The organism is Corynebacterium ammoniagenes DSM 20306 (assembly GCF_001941425.1).
Lineage (GTDB): Bacteria > Actinomycetota > Actinomycetes > Mycobacteriales > Mycobacteriaceae > Corynebacterium > Corynebacterium ammoniagenes.
On record NZ_CP009244.1, the window covers coordinates 567861 to 591449 of the forward strand.

The 23589-nt window shown below is 57.8% G+C and carries 23 protein-coding genes; 17 read left to right on the forward strand and 6 right to left on the reverse strand.

Features of this window, described 5'->3' with window-relative positions; translation table 11 throughout:
- Positions 1–10: 10 nt before the first annotated feature.
- The 10 genes from alr (at position 11) to CAMM_RS02850 (ending at position 9703) form a co-directional block, all read left to right on the forward strand.
- Positions 11–1111, forward strand: coding sequence for an alanine racemase (alr, locus tag CAMM_RS02805; RefSeq protein ID WP_003848209.1), 1101 nt, complete (start codon positions 11–13; stop codon positions 1109–1111).
- A complete protein-coding gene (gene tsaE / locus CAMM_RS02810) occupies positions 1108–1599 on the forward strand; it encodes a tRNA (adenosine(37)-N6)-threonylcarbamoyltransferase complex ATPase subunit type 1 TsaE (RefSeq protein ID WP_003848207.1) in 492 nt (163 codons plus the stop codon). Before alr ends, tsaE begins: the two co-directional genes overlap by 4 nt.
- A gap of 136 nt (positions 1600–1735) precedes the next feature.
- Positions 1736–2209 carry a hypothetical protein gene (locus tag CAMM_RS02815; protein ID WP_003848206.1) on the forward strand — a complete coding sequence of 158 codons (474 nt, stop codon included), beginning with the start codon at positions 1736–1738 and terminating at the stop codon, positions 2207–2209.
- Positions 2209–2904 carry a tRNA (adenosine(37)-N6)-threonylcarbamoyltransferase complex dimerization subunit type 1 TsaB gene (gene tsaB / locus CAMM_RS02820; RefSeq protein ID WP_003848204.1) on the forward strand — a complete coding sequence of 232 codons (696 nt, stop codon included), beginning with the start codon at positions 2209–2211 and terminating at the stop codon, positions 2902–2904. Before CAMM_RS02815 ends, tsaB begins: the two co-directional genes overlap by 1 nt.
- Positions 2905–3393 (forward strand): ribosomal protein S18-alanine N-acetyltransferase, encoded by a 489-nt coding sequence (gene rimI, locus CAMM_RS02825; RefSeq protein WP_003848203.1) that lies wholly within the window; start codon positions 2905–2907, stop codon positions 3391–3393.
- A complete protein-coding gene (gene tsaD, locus CAMM_RS02830; RefSeq protein ID WP_003848202.1) occupies positions 3390–4442 on the forward strand; it encodes a tRNA (adenosine(37)-N6)-threonylcarbamoyltransferase complex transferase subunit TsaD in 1053 nt (350 codons plus the stop codon). Before rimI ends, tsaD begins: the two co-directional genes overlap by 4 nt.
- 128 nt (positions 4443–4570) lie before the next feature.
- Positions 4571–5032: a hypothetical protein gene (locus tag CAMM_RS02835; protein WP_003848201.1), complete on the forward strand. Its 462-nt coding sequence runs from the start codon at positions 4571–4573 to the stop codon at positions 5030–5032.
- A 282-nt stretch (positions 5033–5314) separates the two neighbouring features.
- Positions 5315–5608 (forward strand): co-chaperone GroES, encoded by a 294-nt coding sequence (gene groES / locus CAMM_RS02840; protein ID WP_003848200.1) that lies wholly within the window; start codon positions 5315–5317, stop codon positions 5606–5608.
- A gap of 20 nt (positions 5609–5628) precedes the next feature.
- The gene (gene groL, locus CAMM_RS02845) at positions 5629–7248 is read left to right on the forward strand and encodes a chaperonin GroEL (RefSeq protein WP_003848199.1); all 1620 of its coding nucleotides are present in this window, start codon (positions 5629–5631) and stop codon (positions 7246–7248) included.
- 115 nt (positions 7249–7363) lie between these two features.
- Positions 7364–9703, forward strand: a complete 2340-nt coding sequence (locus tag CAMM_RS02850) for an ATP-binding cassette domain-containing protein (protein ID WP_171974901.1) — start codon at positions 7364–7366, stop codon at positions 9701–9703.
- Here the strand turns inward: CAMM_RS02850 and vdh are convergent.
- Both vdh and CAMM_RS02860 read right to left on the reverse strand, forming a co-directional pair.
- Positions 9690–11141 (reverse strand): vanillin dehydrogenase, encoded by a 1452-nt coding sequence (gene vdh / locus CAMM_RS02855; protein WP_003848197.1) that lies wholly within the window; start codon positions 11139–11141, stop codon positions 9690–9692. The genes CAMM_RS02850 and vdh overlap by 14 nt on opposite strands.
- Before the next feature lie 128 nt (positions 11142–11269).
- On the reverse strand, positions 11270–11566 hold the full coding sequence (locus CAMM_RS02860) for a WhiB family transcriptional regulator (RefSeq protein WP_040355898.1): 297 nt from the start codon (positions 11564–11566) through the stop codon (positions 11270–11272).
- 461 nt (positions 11567–12027) lie between these two features.
- On the opposite strand from CAMM_RS02860, the gene CAMM_RS02865 reads away from it, so the two are divergent.
- Both CAMM_RS02865 and CAMM_RS02870 read left to right on the forward strand, forming a co-directional pair.
- Positions 12028–12594, forward strand: coding sequence for a sigma-70 family RNA polymerase sigma factor (locus CAMM_RS02865; RefSeq protein WP_040355946.1), 567 nt, complete (start codon positions 12028–12030; stop codon positions 12592–12594).
- A gap of 89 nt (positions 12595–12683) precedes the next feature.
- On the forward strand, positions 12684–13529 hold the full coding sequence (locus CAMM_RS02870; RefSeq protein WP_003848190.1) for a hypothetical protein: 846 nt from the start codon (positions 12684–12686) through the stop codon (positions 13527–13529).
- A gap of 82 nt (positions 13530–13611) precedes the next feature.
- Here CAMM_RS02870 and CAMM_RS02875 read toward each other — a convergent pair whose 3' ends face one another.
- Positions 13612–14001, reverse strand: a complete 390-nt coding sequence (locus CAMM_RS02875; RefSeq protein WP_040355894.1) for a DUF5319 domain-containing protein — start codon at positions 13999–14001, stop codon at positions 13612–13614.
- 155 nt (positions 14002–14156) lie between these two features.
- Between CAMM_RS02875 and guaB the strand changes: the two genes are divergently transcribed.
- Both guaB and CAMM_RS02885 read left to right on the forward strand, forming a co-directional pair.
- On the forward strand, positions 14157–15677 hold the full coding sequence (guaB, locus tag CAMM_RS02880; protein ID WP_003848186.1) for an IMP dehydrogenase: 1521 nt from the start codon (positions 14157–14159) through the stop codon (positions 15675–15677).
- Positions 15678–15693: 16 nt separating this feature from the next.
- Entirely contained in the window at positions 15694–16824 is a 1131-nt protein-coding gene (locus tag CAMM_RS02885) for a GuaB3 family IMP dehydrogenase-related protein (RefSeq protein WP_003848184.1), read from the forward strand.
- Here CAMM_RS02885 and CAMM_RS02890 read toward each other — a convergent pair.
- Positions 16821–17696, reverse strand: a complete 876-nt coding sequence (locus tag CAMM_RS02890) for an EamA family transporter (RefSeq protein WP_003848182.1) — start codon at positions 17694–17696, stop codon at positions 16821–16823. The two genes, CAMM_RS02885 and CAMM_RS02890, sit on opposite strands and share 4 nt — an antisense overlap.
- An 87-nt stretch (positions 17697–17783) precedes the next feature.
- Here CAMM_RS02890 and CAMM_RS02895 point away from each other — a divergent pair, with 87 nt between their 5' ends.
- From CAMM_RS02895 to guaA, 3 genes are read left to right on the forward strand one after another with little or no spacing between them, the layout of a single operon-like run.
- Entirely contained in the window at positions 17784–18713 is a 930-nt protein-coding gene (locus tag CAMM_RS02895) for a LysR family transcriptional regulator (protein ID WP_003848180.1), read from the forward strand.
- Positions 18703–19200 (forward strand): phosphatase PAP2 family protein, encoded by a 498-nt coding sequence (locus CAMM_RS02900; RefSeq protein ID WP_003848179.1) that lies wholly within the window; start codon positions 18703–18705, stop codon positions 19198–19200. Before CAMM_RS02895 ends, CAMM_RS02900 begins: the two co-directional genes overlap by 11 nt.
- 10 nt (positions 19201–19210) lie before the next feature.
- A complete protein-coding gene (gene guaA, locus CAMM_RS02905) occupies positions 19211–20785 on the forward strand; it encodes a glutamine-hydrolyzing GMP synthase (protein ID WP_040355890.1) in 1575 nt (524 codons plus the stop codon).
- 105 nt (positions 20786–20890) lie between these two features.
- On the opposite strand, the gene CAMM_RS02910 is transcribed toward guaA, so the two are convergent.
- Both CAMM_RS02910 and CAMM_RS02915 read right to left on the reverse strand, forming a co-directional pair.
- A complete protein-coding gene (locus CAMM_RS02910) occupies positions 20891–21982 on the reverse strand; it encodes an HNH endonuclease signature motif containing protein (RefSeq protein WP_075761513.1) in 1092 nt (363 codons plus the stop codon).
- A 137-nt stretch (positions 21983–22119) separates the two neighbouring features.
- On the reverse strand, positions 22120–23496 hold the full coding sequence (locus CAMM_RS02915) for a PspC domain-containing protein (RefSeq protein WP_050759909.1): 1377 nt from the start codon (positions 23494–23496) through the stop codon (positions 22120–22122).
- Positions 23497–23589 lie beyond the last annotated feature (93 nt).

Below are 23589 nucleotides of genomic sequence, written 5' to 3' on the forward strand. Positions count from 1 at the left end.
CAATAAACCCATGTCGCTACTTTCCACTCGAATCAACTTGGATGCCATCTCCCACAATGTGCACAAACTCAAGGAGTTAGTAGGCCCCGACGTTCGCCTGATGTGCGTGGTCAAGGCCGATGCCTACGGCCACGGCGTGGAGAAAGTCGCCCCGGTCATGCTCAAAGCCGGGGCAGACGTGCTGGGCTGCGCCACGGTGGATGAGGCAGTAGCGCTGCGCTCGATGGGCATCGACGCGCCGTTGGTGGCGTGGATGTGGGAGCCTGAGCAGGATTTATCGGATGCGCTCAGCTCCAATATCGTCATCGGCGTGCCGTCGCTGCAGCACGCACAGGTGCTCGTGGATATTGAAGTGCCCGTCAAAGTAGCCATCAAGGTTGAGACCGGGATGCATCGTAATGGGGTAGACCGCGCGCAGTGGGCTGAGGTTTTCGCATTGCTTAACGATGCCCCCCATATCGAAGTCACCGGCCTGATGTCCCACTTGGCGTGCGCCGATGAACCCGATAATCCGCATACGGATGTCCAGGCAGAAGAATTTCGCGCCGCTATTGCGCAGGCACGCGAGGCCGGTTTGGAATGCCCCATCAATCACTTGGCTAATTCCCCGGCGACGCTCACTCGTCCGGATCTGCACTTTGACCAGGTCCGGGTCGGGCTGGCCTGTTATGGCCTGGAGCCGGTGGCCGGACTCGACCACGAATTGCAGCCAGCGATGACCTGGGCGGCAAATATCATCAACGTCAAGCCCATTAAAAAGGGCGAATCCTCCTGCTACGGGCTGACCTGGACCGCACCCGCCGATGGATATTTAGCCGTACTTCCCGTCGGCTACGCCGATGGCTTGCCACGATCGATTCAAGGCTCTTTGCAGGTCACCATCGGCGGCAAGTCCTATCCACACGTTGGGCGCGTATCCATGGACCAGATTGTCATCGACTTAGGCGATAACCCCTTCGGGGTACGCGCGGATGATGAGGCCATCATCTTCGGCGAAGGCGGCCACAGCGCCACCGAGCTTGCCGATGCCGCCGGCACCATCAACTATGAAATCATCTGCCGTCCCACCGGGCGCACCAAACGAATCTACGAAGGCGGAATCGACCTATGAGTCTGTCCTCCCACGGTCGCGTGGAGTGCGCCACCGCGTCCGAGACTCAAGCTTTCGGCGAAGAACTCGGTCGCAGCCTCGCCTTTGGTGATGTAGTGATCCTCGATGGCCCGCTCGGGGCGGGCAAGACCACCTTGACCCAGGGCATCGCGCGCGGGATGCAGGTCAAAGGGCGCGTGACCTCGCCGACGTTTGTCATCGCGCGCGAGCATCGCTCGCTTGTCGATGGCCCCGCGCTCGTACACGTCGATGCCTACCGCCTACTCGGCGAAGGCACCGGTAACACCGCTGACCCTTTAGGCGAATTAGATGCCTTGGATTTAGATACGGACCTAGATAATGCCGTGGTCGTGGCCGAATGGGGCGGGGGATTGGTAGAGCAAATCACCGAACGTTATTTGCTGGTCACCTTAGACCGCGAGTCCGCGTTGGAAGACGACCCGGATTCTCACGCTCGGGTCATCACCTGGCGCTGGAGCTCCAGCTAAGCGGAGCTCCACTTAGGCTGGGTATCGCCTGAATTATTGCTGATTTCACTCCTCCGGTTTCAACCCCTTGCGCGAACACGCGTACTGTATAACGAGGAATATGCACCCCTATGCGTTTGTTTAAATAAGGAGTTCCATGCTGTCGGAAAAAACCAAGGCACTAGTAGGCGTTATTGTGGCCGGCTGGCTAGTCGTGCTCATGGGCCTGATCGCGTTTAACGCCACCCGTGCTGAGGCCGCTATCACCGGAGACTTAGAATCCAGCATCGAGCAAGTAGAAGAGATGGACTTGCACGGAACCTCCTTGGCGCCTTTGGATATCTGGGGTGAAAACATCAGCGCGGTCATGCCCGTGTGCCCAGGTGTTACCGAAGACAATATCGCGCAGCTCGGCGTAGACCCTGCGCTGTTTGCCTTTGAAAACGGCGCTATCCCAGAGCACTCCAACTACATGTTGGTGCTGCCTACCCAGGGTCAGCCGATTGCTGAGAAGTACTTCCGCAAGGACATTGACCTGTGCGGTCAGTTGCAGTCCGCGCAGCCGATTAACCCTGCCGCCTTGGTGACCTTTATCAAGGACCCGAATGATACCTGGCTCATGGTCGGCTAATGCGCGTTTTAGCTTTAGATACCGCTACTCCTGATTTAGTCACCGGCGTTGTCGATATAGCCTCCGGAGAGCTGACGGAAAAAGTCATCGAGGACACCCGGCTACTGAGCGAGCAGTTGATGCCGGCTGTGGAGGAAGTCATTGCTAAACAACAGCGTGGCTACGCAGCTATCGATGCCATTGCCGTCGGCGTGGGCCCCGGCCCCTTTACCGGCTTGCGCGTGGGCATGGCTACTGCATCCGCGCTGGGGCAGGCTTTGTCCATTCCCGTCCACGGTGTGTGCACCCATGACGCCATCGCCAATGAGCTGGCCCGTCGCTTTAACGGTCCTGCGACGGCGCTGGTAGCTACCGATGCACGCCGCAAAGAAATCTACTTCGCCTTCTACCACCTGGCTGATGGCCACGCTGAGCGCCTCGGTGATCCCGATGTTGTGCGCCCCGAGGAACTTCCGGCACGTGATGTTGATGTTGTCTCCATCCCGCAACACCTGCTGGAGCGGTTGCCGCAGGCTTTTCACTCCGCGCACATTGAGCATTTATCGCCGAGTGTTTACGGTCTAGCGCGCGCGGCCGAGACTTCTGGGCTGGAGAAAGAACCTGGGCCTTTGGTGCCGCTGTATCTGCGTCGTCCGGATGCCAAAGAACCGGCGGCGCGGCCGCGGTCGGCAGCGATTCCAGAAGTGGAGCTATAAATGTATTTGCGGGAGCTGGTTCGCGAAGATGCCGCACGCTGTGCGGAACTTGAGGAGCAGTTATTTTCCGGGGATACCCCGTGGTCGAAAGAAAACTTCGAGCTGGAATTCCAACAACCCTATAACTTCTACCTCGGCGTCGAAGAAGATGGTCTGCTGGTCGGATACGCCGGCATTGGCCTGCGCGGGCACGTCGATGACCCGGAATTTGAAATCTTGACCATCGGCACCGATCCGAAGTACCAACGCCGCGGCATTGGCCGGATGATGATGGACAATATTTGCTACATCGCTGACTTGAAAAAGGCGCCGCTGTTTTTGGAAGTCCGCGTGGGCAATGAGCCTGCAATTGAGATGTATAAGGCCTATGGTTTTAAACACCTCGGAATCCGCCGCAACTACTACCAACCCTCCGGCGCGGATGCGCACACCATGAAACGCGACAGCGTCACTGACACAAACTCGGATAAAACCCCGGAGCAACCATGATTGTCTTAGGCATTGAAACCTCCTGCGATGAAACCGGCGTGGGCATTATTAACTTGGCCGACAATGGCGATATGGACATCCTGGCCAACGCAGTGGCGTCCTCGATGGAACAGCATGCACGCTTTGGCGGCGTGGTCCCCGAAATCGCCTCGCGCGCGCACTTAGAGGCGATGCCGCAGGTAATGCAGGCGGCGTTGGATGAGGCGGGCATCGTTAAGCCAGATGCTGTGGCCGCGACCGTGGGGCCTGGTCTCGCTGGCGCGCTGTTGGTCGGAGCATCGGCAGCCAAGGCCTATGCCTCGGCGTGGGGCGTGCCTTTTTACGGCGTCAACCACCTGGGCGGACACGTTGCCGTGGCCAACCTAGAAGGCGAAGAACTGCCGCATGCGGTCGCGCTCTTAGTCTCCGGTGGGCACACGCAATTGCTGGAAGTCGATGCCGTGGGCAAGCCCATGAAAGAACTCGGCTCGACCTTAGATGACGCGGCCGGTGAAGCATATGACAAAGTCTCCCGGCTGTTGGGCTTGGGATATCCGGGCGGGCCGGTCATCGATAAGCTAGCTCGACGCGGCCAGCCCACCATCGACTTTCCGCGCGGGCTCAACCGCAAAGAAGACCTGCGCGGGGAACACCGCCACGACTTTTCTTTCTCCGGTGTCAAGACCGCCGTCGCGCGTTACGTAGAAAAAGCCGAGCGCGAAGACCGCGTGATTTCCGTGGAAGATGTGTGCGCGTCTTTTCAAGAAGCTGTCTGCGATGTGCTGACCGCCAAAGCGATTCGCGCGTGTGAAGACACCGGTGCGCGCGTTTTGCTGCTCGGCGGCGGGGTAGCGGCTAATTCGCGGCTTCGCGAGCTAGCTGCCCAACGCTGCGCGGCCGCAGGGGTGGAACTGCGCGTGCCACGTTTTGAACTGTGCACCGATAACGGCGTGATGATTGCGGCTTTGGCCGGCCAGGTCATTCACGAAGGCGCGGCGCCATCTGGGTTGGCTGTCGGCACCGATACCTCATTGGATGTCGAGGTCCCGTTGGTCGCTAGTGGGGCGTAGTTATAAGTTTGTTCATCGAAAGTTCGCTCAGCTAGGCAAGCGCGAGAATCGATATCAGGCTAGGTTTAGTACTGATTACTGCATTAATTTATTTACGCATCTGTGTTTAAGGAGCGTGGGCTTTTTCCATGATCACCGGATTCCTCGTCAACCCTGACCTCACTCGCCGCAAGATCGAGTTTGAATTGGAACATGCTAACCAATTTCTTGGCGGCGCTACTGAAGACCGCGTGGCCGTGGCATTCCAGGAAGACGGCTCACATTATGCGGCGTTATTTAATGCGGAAGCCAAAGCCGAAGGCGCTGAGCCCAACCCGGTGGCCTCCCTTGCTCGCAATACCGCTGACACCGGCAACCCGTCCTTTTTGCAGGACCCATTGCGCGCGATTTCTGGCGCGGTGATCTTCGTGGAATCCGAAGGCGGCGATGTTACCGATGACATTATTGAAGGCGTGGAAAACTCCGTGCGCGCCGTCGAGAACTACCGCGAAGATTATGAAGAAGAATACCGCCTGTGGCGCGCGGCCGTGATTAATTCTGGCCGCGCGGAAGCTGCCGCGAAGCGACAGGCCGAAGAAAGCGCTGACTAATCCTCGGAAATCTCTCGCGCAGCTTCTCCGCACTGCTTTCCCGTCACGGAAGGCAGTGCTTTATTTTCTTTCACTATGCTTGGCTAGCAGGCAAGAAGCGGCGTTCGCGCACAGCTAACCGCCGATGTGAAGGCTTTTGTTGAGAGCTGGCACTTGCGCGGGTAGAGTGCTAATCAAGGTTGTTTGACCCACAGTTGTTCACCCGCGACGACGGCTGTGCTGGACTAATGATGCAACCGGCACAAACGCAACTAAGAGATTTCACACGGAGGAATCATCACCATGGCAAACATTAAGCCACTTGAGGACAAGGTTCTTGTTCAGATTGTAGAAGCTGAAACCACCACCGCATCCGGTCTGGTTATCCCAGATTCTGCCAAGGAAAAGCCACAGGAAGCAACCGTTGTTGCAGTCGGCCCAGGCCGCGCAAACGACAAGGGTGAGCTGACCCCAGTCGGCGTCAACGAAGGCGACACCGTCATCTTCTCCAAGTACGGCGGAACTGAGCTCAAGTACGACGGCGAAGAGTTCTTGTTGCTGTCTGCTCGTGACCTGCTCGCTGTAATCGAGAAGTAAGTAAGGCGGTTTAGCCACACATGGCAAAGCTGATTGCATTTGATCAAGAAGCCCGCAAGGGCATCCAGCGCGGCGTAGATACTCTCGCCGACGCTGTGAAGGTCACGCTCGGCCCACGCGGCCGCAACGTGGTGCTGTCGAAGTCCTTCGGCGGCCCAACCGTGACCAATGATGGTGTGACCATCGCGCGTGATATTGACGTTGACGAACCTTTTGAAAACCTCGGCGCCCAGCTGGTGAAGTCGGTTGCAGTCAAGACCAATGACACCGCAGGCGACGGCACGACTACCGCAACGCTTCTAGCGCAGGCGCTCATCTATGAAGGTCTGCGTAACGTTGCTGCTGGTTCCAATCCGGTCGAGCTCAACCGCGGTATCGCGGCGGCAGCGGAAAAGGTCGTTGAAGAGCTCAAGGCTCGCGCGACCCAGGTCAACTCCGCGACCGAGATTGCGCAGATTGCGACCGTGTCTTCCCGCGATCCAGAGATCGGAGAGATGGTCGCCGGTGCCATGGACAAGGTAGGCAAAGACGGCGTGGTCACCGTCGAGGAATCCCAGTCGATTGAATCCAGCGTGGATATCACCGAGGGCATTTCCTTTGACAAGGGCTACCTGTCGCCATATTTCGCCACCGAGGAAGAAACCTCCCAGGCGGTTTTGGACGACGCGCAAATCCTGCTGGTACGCAACAAGATTTCCTCCCTGCCAGATTTCCTGCCACTGCTGGAAAAGATTGCCGAGTCCAATAAGCCAACCCTGATTGTCGCTGAAGACATTGAAGGCGAAGCTTTGCAGGCACTGGTTGTCAACGCTATTCGCAAGACCTTGAAGGTCGCGGCTGTGAAGTCGCCATACTTCGGTGAGCGTCGTTCGGCATTCATGGACGATCTCGCTGTGGTTACCAACGCCACCGTGATTGACCCAGAAGTCGGCGTCAACTTGAATGAGGCTGGTCTGGAAGTTCTCGGTCGCGCACGTCGCGTCACCGTGACCAAGGACGACACAGTGCTTGTCGATGGCGCTGGCACCGCCGAAGCCGTCGAAGAGCGCCGGGCGTTTATCCGTCGCGAAATCGAGCGCACCGATTCCACATGGGATAAGGAAAAGCTCGAAGAGCGTTTGGCGAAGCTTTCCGGTGGCGTCGCGGTTATCCGCGTCGGCGCTGCTACCGAAACTGAAGTCAACGAGCGCAAGCTGCGCGTCGAAGATGCCATCAACGCTGCGCGCGCAGCTGTTGAAGAAGGCGTCATCGCCGGCGGCGGTTCCGCGCTGGTACAAATTGCCAAGGGCTTGGATGAATTCGCCAACGAATTCGACAATGAGGCCAAGATTGGCGTTCAGTCAGTTGCTCGCGCGCTGACTCGTCCTGCGTACTGGATTGCTCACAACGCAGGCCTCGATGGTGCAGTTGTTGTCGCACGCATCGAAGAGCTGCCCAACGGTGAAGGCTTCAACGCCGCCACCTTGACCTACGACAATTTGATCACCAACGGTGTTATCGATCCAGTCAAGGTCACCCACTCCGCAGTTGTCAATGCCACCTCTGTGGCTCGCATGGTGTTGACCACCGAGGCATCGGTCGTGGAAAAGCCAGCTGAAGCCGCCGAGGCTGCCGCTGGTGGACACCACCATCACCACTAAAACCCACGCTGCTGGCATCGCTTCGGCACGCTAGCACGTCAACACAAACGCGCCCTGCACTCGCAGGGCGCGTTTGTGATCTGCGGGCGAAGATGAATGTAAAGTAGCTGAAGTGATTGGACAAGAATATATTCGCATTGTCGGTGCCAGCGACAATAACTTGAAAAACGTCAGCATCGATATCCCGAAGCGTCAACTGACGGTGTTTACCGGTGTGTCTGGTTCCGGCAAGTCCTCGCTGGTCTTTGACACCGTCGCCGCGGAATCCCAGCGGCTGATCAATGAAACCTACCCCGGCTTTGTGCAAGGCTTTATGCAATCGCTTGCCCGCCCCGACGTCGAGCACCTCGAAGGGCTCACCGCGGCGATCATCGTTGGCCAAGAGCCACTCGCAGCCAATACTCGTTCCACCTTCGGCACCGTTACCGATATCACCGGCATGTTGCGCGTGCTCTTTTCGCGCATCGCCGAGCCGCACGTCGGCGGACCGGGCGCGTATTCTTTCAACGTGCCATCGGTAAGCGCGCAAGGCGCGATGAGCGTCAACGACGGCAAGAAGACTGTAACCAAATTCGAGCGCACCGGCGGCATGTGCCCACATTGCGATGGCACCGGCCGCGTCTCTGACATCGATCTCTCCGCTGTGGTCGATGAAAACCTGTCCATCAATGATGGCGCTATTTTGCTGCCGGGGCTGAAAGTAGGCTCTTGGTCCTGGAAAGCCTACGCCGAATCCGGCTTTTACCCCGCGGATAAGCCCGTCAAAGACTTCACCGACGAAGAAAAGCACAAGCTGTACTACGTCGAAGATGAAAAGGTGAAAACCAACGGCATCAACGTCACCTACAACGGCCTAGTGCCGCGGATGAAGGGGTCGTTGCTGGCCAAAGACCCGGAGACTTTGCAAAAGAGCCTGCGCGAGTACGTCGAGCGCGCCGTAACTTTTATCGCCTGCCCCGAGTGCGGCGGCACGCGTTTGGCGGAGCATGCGCGCACGTCGCTGATTAATGGCCAATCCATCGCCGATATCTCCGATGTGGAATTGCCTGAGGTTCTTACGTGGTTAGACGAAGTTCACGATGAGCGCGTTGCTCCGCTTGTCGATGTTTTATCCTCCTCCCTCCACACCGCCATCGACATTGGACTGGGGTATTTGACCCTGTCGCGTCCGTCGGGCACGTTATCTGGAGGTGAAGCCCAACGCGCGCGCATGGTGCGGCATTTGGGCTCGGCGCTAACCGATGCCACCTATGTCTTCGATGAGCCCACGGCCGGGCTGCACCCGGCGGATATTGAAAGAATGAACCGCACGCTGCTCCAGCTGCGCGATAAAGGCAACACCGTGCTGGTGGTGGAACATAAACCAGAAACCATTGCGATTGCCGATCACATCATTGATCTCGGCCCGCGCGCCGGAACCCACGGTGGAGAAATTACTTTTACGGGTACTTTTGACGAGCTGAAAGCCTCCGATACCTTAACCGGCAAGCACTTGGGCGACCGCGTTCCCGTCAAAGACACCGTGCGCAAGGCCACGGGCGTGGTGGAAATTCGCGGCGCTGCGAAAAATAACCTGGATAATGTCGATGTTGATATCCCGCTGGGACAGCTCAGCGCCATTACCGGTGTGGCGGGTTCGGGCAAGTCCTCGCTGATGGCGTGCTTGCCGCAGGACTTGAGGGATTCTGGGCGCTTATTATTTGTCGATCAGACTGCCATTCGCGGCTCTCGGCGCTCTAACCCGGCAACCTATACCGGCGCGCTGGATTCCATCCGCAAGGCCTTTGCCAAAGCACACGGGGTAAAACCTGGGTTGTTCTCGGCGAATTCCGATGGCGCCTGCCCGCACTGCAATGGGGCCGGCGTTGTCTGGGTGGACTTAGGGCTGATGAGCGGTGCGGATGTGCCCTGTGAAGTCTGCGAGGGCCGTCGTTTTAACGATGAGGTCTTGGGCTACACGCTTGGTGGGAAAAATATTGCTGATGTACTCGAGCTTCCCGCGGAGCAAGCAGCCGAGTATTTCACAGCGAAAGAATCCAAAGTGGCCGCGGCCGCGAAGATTTGCGACACCCTAGTCAGCGTCGGTCTGGGATATATCACCTTGGGCCAAGCCTTGAACACCTTGTCGGGTGGTGAGCGCCAGCGTTTGAAGCTCGCGGTGCACCTAGGCTCGAAGGCGGCGGCAGATATTCTCATCCTGGATGAGCCGACCACCGGTTTGCATTTGGCCGATGTGGAAATGCTGCTGGGGTTATTAGACACCCTGGTGGAAGCCGGCAACACCGTAGTCTGCGTGGAGCACCACTTGGCTGTGGTTGCTCACGCCGACCACGTCATTGACCTTGGCCCGGGCGCCGGCTCCGAGGGCGGCACCGTCGTCTTTGCCGGTGCGCCCAAGGACCTAATGCACGCCGATGGGTCGCTGACCGGCAAATACTTGGCTAGCTACGCTTAACGCCAATCCAGCGGTCATCGGTAAACTCCTCGATGGCCCAGTCTCCATTGAAGCGGCCCAAGCCGGAGTTCTTTAATCCGCCGAACATCACGTGTGCTTCATCATTGACCGTGAGGTCATTGATGTGCACCATGCCGGATTCAATGCGCAACCCCACCTGCGATGCGTGATCGATATCGCGGGAGTACACCGCCGCGGAGAGCCCGAATTCCGGATCATTGGCCAGCTCGATGGCGTGGTCTTCATCATTGGCTTTCATCACGCCAATCAGGGGACCAAAGATTTCTTCGCGCGCGATTTCCATATCGCGGGTGACATCGGTAAATACGTGCGGGGAGACAAGCCGGCCATTGATTGGCCCTTCCAGCGCTACCGTCGCGCCCTCGTCTTTCGCCTGCGCGATTTTCTTCTTTAGCCCATCGAGCTGGCTGTCATTGATAATCGGGCCGACGACATTCTTGTCTTCTTCCGGATTGCCCACGGGAATAGCGCGGACCGCATCCAGGAATTTCTCCACGAATTCATCGTAGATAGAACCATCAACGATCACGCGGTTGACCGCCATGCAAATCTGGCCCTGGTGCAGGAAAGAGCCCATCGCGGCATCTTGTGCGGCTTTGTCGACGTCGGCATCGGCAAGCACAACCAGCGGGGCATTGCCGCCCAACTCCAGGGACACATTTTTCATTGGCCCGCCGTTGATGGCCAGCTCGCCGACGCGACGGCCCACCGGGGTAGAACCAGTAAAGGAGATGAGCTTTGGCACGGGGTGGGTGACAAAGTGGTCACCGATTTCCGAGCCCGCGCCGCTGAGGTTGCTGATAACCCCTGCCGGCACGCCGGCCTCTTCGAAAATACGCGCGGGGATCAGCCCACCGGTAATGGGCGTATCACTCGCGGCCTTGAGCACGACAGCATTGCCCAGCGCCAACGCCGGGGCGACCGAGCGAATGGATAAGTGCAGCGGGAAATTCCAGGGGCTGATGACGCCGACGACGCCCTTGGCCACGCGGTAGACGCGGTTTTCCTTGCCGGGGAAATTCGACGGTGAAATGCGCCCGTGCATGCGCGCCGGGAAGGACGCGGATTCGCGCGTGATATTGGCCGCGAGGGTGACTTCCAAATTGGCTTTGCCGCGCGTGGAGCCGGATTCGCGAATGAGCAGATCGACGATTTCCTCGCGCTTTTCTTCCAGCAGCTCCGCGGCCTTATAAATAATCGCCGAACGCTTCGCTGGAGCCATCTCCGCCCAAGCTGGTTGCGCCTTCTTCGCGGCCTCGTAGGTTTCATCGACATCGGCAGCAGAAGCCTGCTGAATTTCCGCGAGCACCGAATCATCATAAGGATTGCTGGTCTTTGCCACACGGTCCGAATTGCCGTCGCGCCAAGTGCCGGCGATGAGTTGTTGATTGAGTTCTATTCCAGAAAAGTTTGACATGTACGGTTCATCCTTGCCCGTGACGAGTAGTGTTTCTTACACCGCCCACCGTACTTGGATAAAAAGCACAAAGGGCGTGGTTTATCCACCACGCCCCGGACAGTACTGCCGTATTAGGCAGAGACCTTTTAGACAGAGACCTTCTTGCGGCGGTGTCCGCGCAGCGCGACGGAACGCTCAGACTCGCTCATGCCACCCCACACACCGTAGGGTTCTGCGGCCTGCAGCGCATGATCGCGGCACAGCTGCAGCACTGGGCACGCGGCACAAATAGCTTTCGCACGGTTTTCCCGCTGGGAGCGAGCGCGTCCCCGCTCGCCGTCGGGGTGGTAGAACACATCCGAATTTTCTCCACGGCAAGCGCCATGCAGCTGCCATTCCCAAAAATCAGCGTTGGGCCCTGGAAGCAGATGTGGCTGTGACACGGTTAAGACTCCTTATTTGCCATAAGAATGGAAAAGATAGCGAAAAATTCTGGCGCCGATGCACGACATTGGAAAAATGCCGCTCACATGGCCAAGACGTAGTGTTTCGCGAATTGATGAACAAAAAGTAGCCAATGGGTTGAATTTCCGTAGTCTGACCACAAGTCGCCGCAATTTTTAGCCGCTGACCTGCGCGCTTAACCAAGGTTAAAGGTAGGTGAACTCTTCTTTTTCCCGGGTTTTCTTTCCCGCGCGGGGGTAGCGACCTGCGGCGTCGGGGAGGGGCAACGGGGCATCGTTAAGCGAAAAATGCGTAACGATTTGGCATTCTGCAATACGGTGACTCACACTTAGTTCTCTGACAAAGTTCAGATGTCTTGTTAGGCTATTACAGTTTGTGCGGGGCGCAAGACGACTAAGATCTAAGACCTAACGGTTAAACAGTGAAGGGCATTGGAGACGTGAGCGATACCGAAAAGGAGTTAGCGGACCTGGTTCCGCTGGCTGTGGACGGCAATCGTCGTGCCGTGCAAGACATTTTGCGGATCATTTATCCGCAGGTCTTGCGCTATTGCCGTGCTCGCATCGGGGGCGGGCGACAACCCACGGCAGAAGATGTCACTCAAGAAATCTGCTTGGCCGTAGCAACCTCGATTGCTACCTACGTGGATAAAGGCCGTCCGTTTATGGCGTATGTCTACGGCATTGCCTTTAATAAAGTCACCGACGCCCACCGGGCGATGGGCCGGGACCGCACGCTGCCGACCGAAGAAGTGCCGGATTCTGTTGATAATAGCGATAATCCGGAAGAGTTTGCTTTGGTCAGCGATGGTAGTAACAGAGTGCGATCTTTGCTCGATACATTAAGTGACAAGGCCCGCAACATCGTCATTTTGAGAGTGTTTGTTGGGCTGTCTGCGGAAGAGACCGCGGAGGTTGTTGACTCCACGCCCGGCGCGGTGCGAGTTGCCCAGCACAGGGCGCTGGCACAGCTGCGAAAGGCAGTAGGCACAGCCAACGATGGCTGACGGAGACTTACAAGACTTTGGCAACGTTTCTTAATAAATCGATAGTGACACAATAAAATGACTAATCACCAGGGAAAGGGGGAGTAGGCATGGTTAAGAAAAATGATGGGCATGATTCGTCCACGCCCAATGCGGAGCAGCTGCAGCCGCTCATTGACGATGATGCTTTCCTGACCGAGCTTTCCTTAGGTAATGATCCTTCTGACGGTGCAGATGAGCTTGCCGCACTGTTTTTAGAGCTGCGCGAAGACGTGGAACGTCCTATGCCGGCTGCGCCAGTGGTTGAGGGCGCGGAATTAGAGCCGGAAATTATCTCGTTGTCCAACGCCCGCAAGCGCCGCCGGAAGGGCCGTCCACTGATGAACGGACTTATCGGTGCGGCTGCTGCCACGGTTCTGATCGCGGGATCTGGCGCGGCCATCTATAACGCGGGGCCTGGTTCGCCGCTGTATGGCATGAATCAGAGCCTGTTTAGCTCTTCTGATGACGCCTTTGTGGAACTAGCCAGCACGTTGGATGAAATGGACGCTGCTGCGGCCTCAGGCGATTTGGCAGGCACCCGCGCGCTGCTGGAAGAAGCACGGAATCTGGCCTCGCGCGCCCAGGGCGATAGGCAGGCAGCAGAAAGCGAAGCCAATAAGGCCTCGCGCGCCAACCGTGATTCTGCCGCGCGCACGACCACGGTGACCGAAACGGTGGAAGGCCCGGCACCTTCGCCGGAGACCAAGACCTTAGAGCCTAGCGAGTCTCCGGAACGCGAAACCGTGACCACTACGGTCGTGGAGCAGTATACGGACACGGTTGTGGAGACCACCACGGTCTATGACAGCTCCGTGCCGAATCCACTGCCACCGCCGACGCGTCCGACCGAGCCCACGGAAGACCCCGGCAACTCCAATGGCGACGGACTGACTCCGCCGCAGGTTAACTACTAATAGCCGCACACAACAAGAGCCTCTGAGATTTCCCCGCAACTAGCGGAGTATCTCAGAGGCTTTGTGCTTGCACTAACTGGTGCTACCCGAAGCGATGGGAATGCGTCCCATCAATAAAACCCACCGCGTATTCCCACGGGACATAACGATTGGGGTCTGGTTCGGCGCCGGGTTCGTGGACGGCCGAGAGTTCATCGTTAAGCATGCTTTTCATATTGGCTGCCATGATGTCCCACTCATAAAAGTGTGGTTCTTCGCAGTCCTCACAGAACATGAAGATGCCATCGATGCCGCGCGGGCTTAGGTGCGTGGCAAACTCTTGGACGAGCTCTAAGTCGCGGTTGAGAGCAAAACGCTCCTCAGCCGTCAGGGGCTCTACCTGCTCAGCGTGCTCATCATCCTCAATGAAAGATGCCGGATCATTGGGATCATCAGCAAAGGGATCTTTGGGCATATTGGCGAAAAAGTTCACGCCCCCGAGCCTAGGTAATCCCCGCAGATTAGGCAATTAATTATACCCCTGACAGGCGCTTGCAACTATTACCTAGCTAACAGGGATAGGAATATCCAGGGAGGAGGGATTAAGGTAGGGAAAAAGAAAAGCGTGTGCGAAGGAGAAGGCCCTTAATGTCCGTAAATCGTGTTTCTACCGGTGGAGATGACCCCAACAAAGTTGCGCTGCATGGCTTGACGTTTGATGATGTGCTGTTGCTGCCGGCTGAATCTAATGTAGTCCCGTCGGAAGTAGATACTTCGGCGCAGTTCACCCGCAATATTCGTTTGGGCATTCCGCTGGCATCCGCCGCGATGGATACCGTGACCGAAGCACGCATGGCCGTGGCGATGGCGCGCCAGGGTGGCATTGGCGTTTTGCACCGCAACCTGTCCTCGGAAGAGCAGGCCGAGCAGGTCGAAATCGTCAAACGTTCCGAGTCCGGCATGGTCACCGATCCCGTGACCGCGCACCCGGATATGTCCATCCAGGAAGTCGATGACCTGTGCGCCCGTTTCCGCATTTCGGGTTTGCCGGTCGTGGATGAAGACGGCACGCTGCTGGGCATTTGCACCAACCGCGATATGCGCTTTGAGCGCGACTACAGCCGCAAGGTTTCCGAGATCATGACCTCCATGCCGCTGGTTGTGGCCAAGGAAGGAGTGAGCAAGGACGAAGCTTTGGAGCTGTTGTCGGCGAATAAGGTAGAAAAGCTGCCGATTATCGATGACAACAACAAGCTCGTCGGGCTTATCACCGTTAAAGACTTTGTTAAGACCGAGCAGTTCCCGAATGCTTCGAAGGATGCTTCGGGTCGCTTGCTGGTTGCGGCAGGTATCGGCACCGGCGATGAATCATATGAGCGTGCAGGTTTGCTTGTCGATGCCGGCGTGGACGTCCTAGTAGTCGACTCCGCCCACGCGCACAATAATCGGGTGCTGGAAATGGTCTCCCAGGTCAAAAAGGACTTTGGCGCCCATGTGGATGTCGTCGGTGGCAACCTGGCGACCCGTTCGGCAGCGCAGGCGATGATTGATGCGGGCGCGGATGCCATCAAGGTTGGTATTGGCCCTGGTTCTATTTGCACCACGCGCGTGGTCGCTGGTGTGGGTGCGCCGCAGATTACCGCGATCATGGAAGCGGCCACCGTCGCATCCGCTGCCGGCGTGCCAATCATTGCTGATGGCGGCATGCAGTACTCCGGTGACGTGGCCAAGGCATTGGCAGCCGGTGCAGACTCGGTCATGTTGGGCTCGATGTTCGCGGGCACACTCGAGGCGCCAGGCGATATCGCCGTCGTTGGCGGCAAGCAGTACAAGCGCTACCGCGGCATGGGCTCGATGGGGGCTATGCAAGGCCGTGGCCTATCTGGCGAGAAGCGTTCTTACTCCAAGGACCGTTACTTCCAGGCAGATGTGCGCAGCGAAGACAAGCTGGTACCAGAAGGCGTGGAAGGCAAGGTTCCGTACCGCGGTGAAATCGGTCAGATTACTCACCAGATTGTGGGCGGCCTACGCGCGTCGATGGGCTACACTGGCTCCGCTACTATTGAGGAGTTAAAGACGAAGCAGTTCGTGCGCATTACCACTGCTGGGCTGGCTGAATCCCACCCGCACCACTTGCAGCAGACTGTGGAAGCTCCGAACTACCGTTAAGGATTAAGAACACTTCATGCGTGACTACGTTGAAATCGGTATTGGCCGCGAGGCGCGCCGGACCTATGACCTTGCTGATATCTCTTTGGTGTCCAACCGCCGTACTCGCTCATCTTCGGATGCGAGCACGCAGTGGCACATTGATGCCTATACCTTCGACATTCCCGTGGTCTCTCACGCAACGGATGCTCTAGCCTCCCCGGAATTTGTCATTGAAATGGGCAAACAGGGCGGGCTAGGCGTTATCAACGCGGAGGGCCTGTGGGGTCGCCATGAAGACCTCGACGCAGCTATCGCGAAGGTGTGCCAAAACGCAGGAGATCTTTCCGTGCTGCAGGAATTGCACGCAGCACCATTGCAGCCAGAGCTGTTATCGGAGCGCATCGCGCAGGTGCGTGATTCCGGCGTGACCGTGGCGGTGCGAGTATCTCCACAAAACGCGCGTGAGATTGCGCCGATTGTCATCGCCGCCGGTGCGGAGTTGCTGTTTATTCAAGGCACTCTGCTTTCTGCCGAGCACGTCTCCACCGGCGGTGAGCCGTTGAACTTGAAGGAGTTCATCGGCACGTTGGAAGTACCCGTCATTGCCGGCGGCGTGGTGGATTACACCACCGCGTTGCACTTGATGCGCACGGGCGCGGCTGGCGTCATTGTCGGCGGCGGCGTGAATACCAATGCGGAAACCGTGGGTATTGATGTGCCTTTGGCGACCGCTATCGCAGATGTCTCCGCCGCGCGCCGCGACTACCTGGATGAGACCGGTGGCCGCTACGTGCACATTCTGGCCGATGATGATCTGACCTCCTCGGCGGATATGGCCAAGGCCATTGCCTGTGGTGCCGATGCTGTCATCTTGGGCCCACTGCTGGCGCAAGCAGCCGAAGCCGGCGCGGGCGGGTTTTACTGGCCCGCCGCTGCCGGGCACCCACGCTTTCCGCGCGGCGTGGTGGAATATGTCAGCCCGTTGGACTTTGATGTCGATGGCATCGAAGAAAACAACCAGCCCAGCTTGGAAACCGTCCTGTACGGCCCGTCCAATGAGCCCTTTGGCCAGCTGAATCTCGTTGGCGGTTTGCGCCGCGCGATGGCCAAGTGCGGTTACACGGATTTGAAGTCCTTCCAAAAGGTCGGGCTGGCAGTACGTTAAGCCGCTTTGCTGCGCACTCGGCTGCGCGCAGCTGGGGCGCTGGCGGAAAGTGTTTGAAGAATAGAGGCCATCACCACGAGTACGATGGCCGAAATTTTGAGAACACTGAGGTTTTGCGCCAGCAAAATCCACCCAAAGAGCCCGGCGAAGACCGGCTCGAGGGAAATCAGGATGGAAAAGGCATTGGGCGCGAGCCGGCGCAGCGCCACCAGCTCTAAAGAGTAGGGAATCAGCGAGGCTAGGACCGCCGTGCCCACCGCGATGGCGACGAAATTCCAGGTGCTAAAAATCACCAAGGATTGAGTGCCCGATACGGGCAAGATGAGCAGCCCGCCGATAATAAGTGCTACAGCCAACCCACCCTGGCCGGGCACTAAAACGCCGACCTTTTTGGACGCGAGGATATAGCACACCCAAAACACCCCGGCGATGAGCGCAAAAGCCACGCCCAGTGGGGATAGCGCCTCGCCGGTCCAGGAATCAACGCCGAGCAGCACCATGCCGATTAAGGCGAGGGCGACGCAGGCGGCATCGCGAAGCGTGCGCGATAAGAAAGCCGCCAACGCCAAGGGGCCAAGGAACTCAATGGTCACCGCAGTTCCCAGCGGAATGTGGTTGATGGCGTTATAGAAAAAGCCATTCATCAAACCCCGCGAGGCGCCGAAAAGCGCGACGCCCAGCCATTGCTTGCGCGTCCACGTGTGAAATTTCGGGCGGGTAAGGACCAGCAAAATTAATCCGGCGAGAAGCAAACGCACCGCGGCGGTACCCCAGGCCCCGGCGACGGGGAAAAGTTGGATGGCTAACGCGGCTCCGAGCTGGAGCGAAATACACGAGCCAATGATGCACACAACTGCCAATGGGTGGGTCATGCCGCTATTGTGCGTGAGAATCTTTTGTTAGTCTATCTACATTAAATAGCGTTGATAGTTAAGAATTTCTAACAATAGCGAGAAGGCATGCTGGATTTGCATCGGTTGCGCATTGTGCGCGAGCTGCGCCGCTTGGGCACGGTCACCGCCGTAGCGGAGTTGTTAAATTACACGCACTCGGCGATTTCGCAGCAGCTTGCGCAGTGTGAAAAAGACGTGGGCGTGACATTATATGAACGCTCGGGCCGCCGGATTGTGCTCAATGAGCAAGGCGAGCTGTTGGCCGATTATGCCGATGAGCTTTTAGCGCTTGCCGATGCCGCCCAGTCCGCCGTTCTCGATTCCACCTCGCAAGTGCGCGGGCGCATTCGCGTGGCGAGTTTCCAAACGGTGCTGGCCTCCATTTTGCCGGAAGCGTTGGATAATTTAAGCCGGGACTATCCCGATTTAAAGGTCGAAATCACGCAGCTCGAGATCGAAAACGCCATTCCGGCGCTGGCCAATGGCACGGTGGACTTGGTCTTAGGCGAAGATTATCCGGGCGTGGTGCCATTGACGGATAACACAGTGCATCGGGAGCATTTATTAGATGATGAGCTGGTGCTCATTACCCCGGCGGATTCGACGTTGACATTCGGGGACATCGTCAAGCGTGGCAGCGGCCCGGAGGCGGTGGCGTTTGCCTTGGACTCCGTGGAATTTTCTTTAGGCAAGTTCTTCCACGCTTTTTGCCGCCAGCATGGCTTTGAAGCCAATGTACTTTTTGAAACCCCGGATCCTTTTTTGCAAACCTATCTCACGCGCACCGGTCATGCGTGCTCGGTGACCTCGGCATTTTTCGCGCCGCTGCAGCCCGGGGTGCGCTTTGTGCATCTGCCAGAGCGCCCGCACCGCACCTTGTACACCGCGGTGCGCGCCGGGCGTGAGCAGCATCCGGCGCTGCGCGCGTTTCGCCACGCGCTCACCCAGTCAGTACGCAGCACCGCCGCAGAAGCCGAGGCTCATCTTGGCAACTAGCGCGGCGCAGTGGGCTGCGGTCATCAGCACGGCGCTGAGCCCGCGGTATCTGGCCATCGTGGTTATCCTCGTTGCCGTTTATGCGCTATTTCGCAAGACCTCGCTGCGCATCGCAAGCTATGTGCCCGCAGCGTTTGTACTCGCGCAGGCTACAACCACGGTGTTAAAACACACCATCAACCGCGAGCGCCCACCCGTCGCCGCGCAGCTGGTAGAAACGCATGACCCGTCGTTTCCCTCTGGGCATTCTTCCGCGGCGTTTGCCATTGCCGCCGCGCTTGTCATCTTGTTGTGGACGAAGCAGTGGCAGCCCCGGCATCCAGGGATGGTGGGGGTCGGGGTGGTGGTAGTGGCATCGATAAGCGCTGCATTACGGCTTTATCTCAAAGTGCATTGGCTAAGCGATGTCCTTGCTGGATCCGCAATCGGGATAGCGGCGGCGATAATCGTGTGGATGGTTTACCGCGCAAGGCCGCGGGTGCGTTAAACTAACGGGCGTGACTCAACCTGCAACAACTCCGCGCCCAGTCCTCGTGGTGGATTTTGGCGCCCAGTACGCACAGCTGATTGCTCGTCGCGTACGTGAGGCGTCGATTTACTCCGAGGTAGTTCCACATTCTGCCAGCGTTGAAGAGATCAAGGCCAAAAACCCGGCGGCTTTGATTCTCTCCGGTGGCCCATCGTCGGTTTATGCCGACGGTGCGCCGCAGCTGAAGCCCGAGCTGCTGGAGCTGGGTGTTCCGGTCTTTGGTATTTGCTACGGCTTCCAGGCGATGAACCACGCTTTGGGCGGCCGCGTTGCGCAAACCGGCGACCGTGAATACGGCCGTACCGAAATTACCCACACCGGTGGTGTGTTGCATGAGGGCTTGGAAGAAAACCACAAGGTGTGGATGTCGCACGGTGACGCCGTGGCGGAGGCGCCTGCGGGCTTTACCGTGACTGCTTCCTCGGCCGGTGCCCCAGTTGCGGCGATGGAATGCGTGGACAAGCAGATGGCGGGCGTGCAGTATCACCCCGAGGTTATGCACTCTCCGCATGGCCAGGAAGTGCTCACGCGCTTTCTCACCGAGGTGGCAGGTTTGGAGCAAAGTTGGACATCGGCCAATATTGCCCAGCAGCTTATCGATGACGTCCGCGAGCAAATCGGCCCTGAAGGCCGCGCTATTTGTGGTCTGTCCGGCGGCGTGGACTCTGCGGTTGCTGCTGCGTTGGTGCAGCGCGCCATTGGTGACCGTTTGACCTGTGTTTTCGTCGACCATGGTCTGCTGCGTGCGGGTGAGCGCGAGCAGGTCGAAAAAGACTTTGTGGCCTCGACCGGTGCGAAGCTAATTACGGCGCATGAAGCGGATGCTTTCTTGGCCAAGCTGTCCGGCGTGATTGACCCGGAGGCTAAGCGCAAGGCGATTGGTGCGGAGTTCATCCGCTCTTTTGAGCGCGCTGTAGCGCAAGCTTTGGAAGAATCCCCTGAAGGTTCCACCGTTGATTTCTTGGTCCAGGGCACCTTGTACCCCGACGTGGTGGAATCCGGTGGCGGCGACGGCACCGCGAATATTAAATCCCACCACAATGTCGGCGGATTGCCTGATGATGTGGAATTTGAATTGGTCGAGCCACTGCGCTTGCTGTTTAAGGACGAAGTCCGCGCTGTCGGCCGCGAGCTGGGATTGCCAGAAGAAATTGTTGCTCGTCAGCCTTTCCCGGGCCCTGGTTTGGGTATTCGCATTATCGGTGAGGTCACCCAGGAACGCCTGGATACCTTGCGCGAAGCAGATTTGATTGCGCGCACGGAGCTCACCGCTGCTGGTTTAGACAACGAGATTTGGCAGTGCCCTGTTGTGCTGCTTGCCGATGTCCGCTCCGTCGGCGTCCAAGGCGACGGCCGCACCTACGGCCACCCAATCGTGCTGCGTCCGGTTTCTTCCGAAGACGCCATGACCGCCGACTGGACCCGCATTCCTTATGAGGTGCTGGAGAAAATTTCCACGCGTATTACCAACGAGGTCAACGATGTTAACCGAGTGGTTTTGGACGTGACGTCCAAGCCACCAGGAACCATCGAGTGGGAGTAGAACTCTAGAAGCTTCGCTTCTTTACGTGTTCTATTGCGCGAAAACGGCACAACGAAGCTCCAGCTCAGTTTTTAAACTGGCTGGGGCTTCTTGCGTAGGTGCAGCTTATTTGATGAGGTGCATTGCTCCCATGCTGCTGAGTTGGTGTGTGTTGCCCAGTAGTTTTCCGCCTGGGGTGATGAGGCGGACTTGGCCGCGGTGTCGTTGTATTCGTCCGCGTCTTCGTTTTGTCGGATCATCGTCGTTGACGCCATTGTGATAACGGCACAACATCGTCAGATTCGACGGTGAGGTGTGGCCGCCATTTTTGTGGGCGTCGATGTGGTGTACCTGGCACCTATCAGCAGGCACGTTGCAATCAGGCCACGGGCAGACCAGGTTTTCCGCGGTCGCCATAATCCGCTGTTTCAACGATGCAAACCGCGCCTCGTAGAGATTGACGGGGCCAGCAGTCGGGTGAAATAGTCCAGCGTAGAGGTTCTCACCCAGTGCTCCGGCAAGCGCGGCGTTGATAAGTTCTGCCCCGGTCATGGTGGTGCCATCAGAAAGTCCCACGATGACGTCGTCTCCAGAACCGCATGATACTTTCGCGAAATCATCCAGCCCAATAGCAATCACGGTGCGGTATTCGGGGCGTAGTACTCCGCCGCTGCCGTCGACTCGTTTCCAGAACGCTTCCAGCAGTGCCGTGGAGCGGGGTTGGTCAGAGGTGTCGGTGGCATCGAGGGTCTTTTCAAAATCCGTAATGCGCCGTTGGGTGTCGGTCACGCTGATGGTGCGCATGCCGCCTACCGCGCGGCCGATGCGCACCCCGGGTTCTTTTGGTGTCTCGCCGACTTCTTCTTTGACGCGTTGTGCGCCATAGGCATCGGCTTCTTCGAAGCTGCCTTGATGCGCGATGAGTTCGGCGCGCAGTTTCCACGCAGCACCACGCTTCTTCAGCTTCTTGGCGTGCTTGTTTACCATTAACAAATGCTCCACGCTTAATTCGCGCTGCTCGGCCAGGGCGACCGACTCGCGTTGCAGGCGTGGGGAGTCGGCGGGGCCGAAGAGGACATCGGCAAGCGCGGCGTACTGCTTGGCCGTCGAAAGCGCGATGCCGGAGCTGGCCACATCGTACGGCGAGCGCTCGGCGATGGCTCGCAGCAGCCCGATGCCGTGGCTGTTGAGGAGCACGAATGCTTGGAATATGTCCATGCCTTCGACGTTAAACGGCTAGGCACGACGGGCGCGAGGGAAGCATCGACAAGCTGTGGATAACCGTGCTGACACGTCACCGAATGCGGCAAGTTATCCACAGATCTGCCACCGAGAAAGAATGTTGAGCCTTGGGGTTAGTGGTCGGCGCCTGCGAGAGCTTTGTCCGCTTCTTGCTGCATGAAGCCGTAATCGATGGTGGTGGCGCCTATTCCGCTGTCGAGGTTAATGGTCAGCTTTGCGTCCTTATCGGTGATATCCACGCAGTTGCTTTGACCAATGCCGGAGTCACAGTGGAGGTTGACTGGGACATCGGTGGGCAAATCGAGATTGATTGTCCCGATACCGCCATCGATGGTGACAACGCGGTCTGTTTCAAGATTGTCTAGGCCCTGCGTGTTCGACAGGTCCAAGCTGAAGGTGCCAATGCCCCTGTCGTAGTAGTCGGGGATGTCTGCAGCATTCGCTGGAGCATTAGATACCGTGCCCCATTCGGAAGTCTCCCAGCTGGTGTTGCCTGCTACGGCTCCGAAGGCCAGCATGATGCCACCGATAATCAGCCCCCACACGGCGATAACTGAGACGATGATGCCCAGAACGCGGCCCCAGCGACGCTTTTTCTTTTCCTTTTTCGGCGGGGTGTCAGCGACAGGTTCTGGATCTGGCAGGTGCCAGGTATCGGGTGCCGCCGCCAATGGATCCCAGGAGGGTGGGGTGGTGCGGCCTTGGGGGAAGGGGTAGCCATCGACAGGCTCGAACATCGACAAGTCGATGTGCTCGTCCTCTGTGACTGGTTGCGGTGTGGCAAGCAAACCTGCGGGCGCGTTCGGACGGCGTTTGTGCAGTAGATACCACCCGCCGATGCCCACGATAATTGGCAAGAGCATGGTCAATGCGTTGGGGGAGAAGAGCATCGGGAGGAAAAACCCTACGATGAAAATGACAAAGAGCGTGATGCCTAAGCTTTTTTCTGAGGTGGACTTGCCTTCCGAATTTTTAGGCAGGTCCTTGTTCTCTCCGAAGGCGTCCTCAATGGGTGAGGTGGTTTTGGAATAGCGCGGCATGATCATCCAGGCCAAAAGGTACAGGGCGATGGAACCGCCCCAGCAAAAGGCGGTGACCACAAAGATGGTGCGAACCAAAATGGGATCAATTTGGTAGCGAACGGCGATGCCTTCGGCCACGCCGGCGATTTTGCCGCCACCACCTTGGTCGGAAGGCAAGCGTACTGGGCGGGATGCCCACATTTCTTTGAATTGCTGCTTGACATCGTCGAAGCTGGTCTTGGAACCATCGTGGTGCGACGATCCTTCGTGCTGTGGGCCGGCAGGTTTGGAAGTTTCTGAACGCATCTCCTTGAAAGCAGATGAGATGCTTTCTTTGGCTTCGGTAAAAGCGTTGGTGACTGAGTTGGAGTTATCAGAAAGACTGGATGGTTTCTTGTACGGATTGGATTGAGATGATGCTCCGTTGTTGGCATCTGGGCCGTATGGGGAAGGCTCGTGGGAAGTCATGACTTAATTATCGAAGCTCAAGCGGTAAATAACTATCGGGGACTGCCCTGATCTTTTAGTTTCAGGGTTGTCCCCGATACCCTCAGGGCTACC

Coding starts and splice junctions, on each gene's coding strand:
- tsaE (WP_003848207.1), top strand. CDS start 1,108: ATGAGTCTGTCCTCCCACGGTCGCGTGGAGTGCGCCACCGCGTCCGAG.
- CAMM_RS02870 (WP_003848190.1), top strand. CDS start 12,684: ATGGTTAAGAAAAATGATGGGCATGATTCGTCCACGCCCAATGCGGAG.
- guaB (WP_003848186.1), top strand. CDS start 14,157: ATGTCCGTAAATCGTGTTTCTACCGGTGGAGATGACCCCAACAAAGTT.
- tsaB (WP_003848204.1), top strand. CDS start 2,209: ATGCGCGTTTTAGCTTTAGATACCGCTACTCCTGATTTAGTCACCGGC.
- CAMM_RS02915 (WP_050759909.1), bottom strand. CDS start 23,496: ATGACTTCCCACGAGCCTTCCCCATACGGCCCAGATGCCAACAACGGA.
- tsaD (WP_003848202.1), top strand. CDS start 3,390: ATGATTGTCTTAGGCATTGAAACCTCCTGCGATGAAACCGGCGTGGGC.
- CAMM_RS02885 (WP_003848184.1), top strand. CDS start 15,694: ATGCGTGACTACGTTGAAATCGGTATTGGCCGCGAGGCGCGCCGGACC.
- groES (WP_003848200.1), top strand. CDS start 5,315: ATGGCAAACATTAAGCCACTTGAGGACAAGGTTCTTGTTCAGATTGTA.
- vdh (WP_003848197.1), bottom strand. CDS start 11,141: ATGTCAAACTTTTCTGGAATAGAACTCAATCAACAACTCATCGCCGGC.
- alr (WP_003848209.1), top strand. CDS start 11: ATGTCGCTACTTTCCACTCGAATCAACTTGGATGCCATCTCCCACAAT.
- CAMM_RS02815 (WP_003848206.1), top strand. CDS start 1,736: ATGCTGTCGGAAAAAACCAAGGCACTAGTAGGCGTTATTGTGGCCGGC.
- CAMM_RS02895 (WP_003848180.1), top strand. CDS start 17,784: ATGCTGGATTTGCATCGGTTGCGCATTGTGCGCGAGCTGCGCCGCTTG.
- CAMM_RS02910 (WP_075761513.1), bottom strand. CDS start 21,982: ATGGACATATTCCAAGCATTCGTGCTCCTCAACAGCCACGGCATCGGG.
- rimI (WP_003848203.1), top strand. CDS start 2,905: ATGTATTTGCGGGAGCTGGTTCGCGAAGATGCCGCACGCTGTGCGGAA.
- CAMM_RS02835 (WP_003848201.1), top strand. CDS start 4,571: ATGATCACCGGATTCCTCGTCAACCCTGACCTCACTCGCCGCAAGATC.
- groL (WP_003848199.1), top strand. CDS start 5,629: ATGGCAAAGCTGATTGCATTTGATCAAGAAGCCCGCAAGGGCATCCAG.
- CAMM_RS02890 (WP_003848182.1), bottom strand. CDS start 17,696: ATGACCCACCCATTGGCAGTTGTGTGCATCATTGGCTCGTGTATTTCG.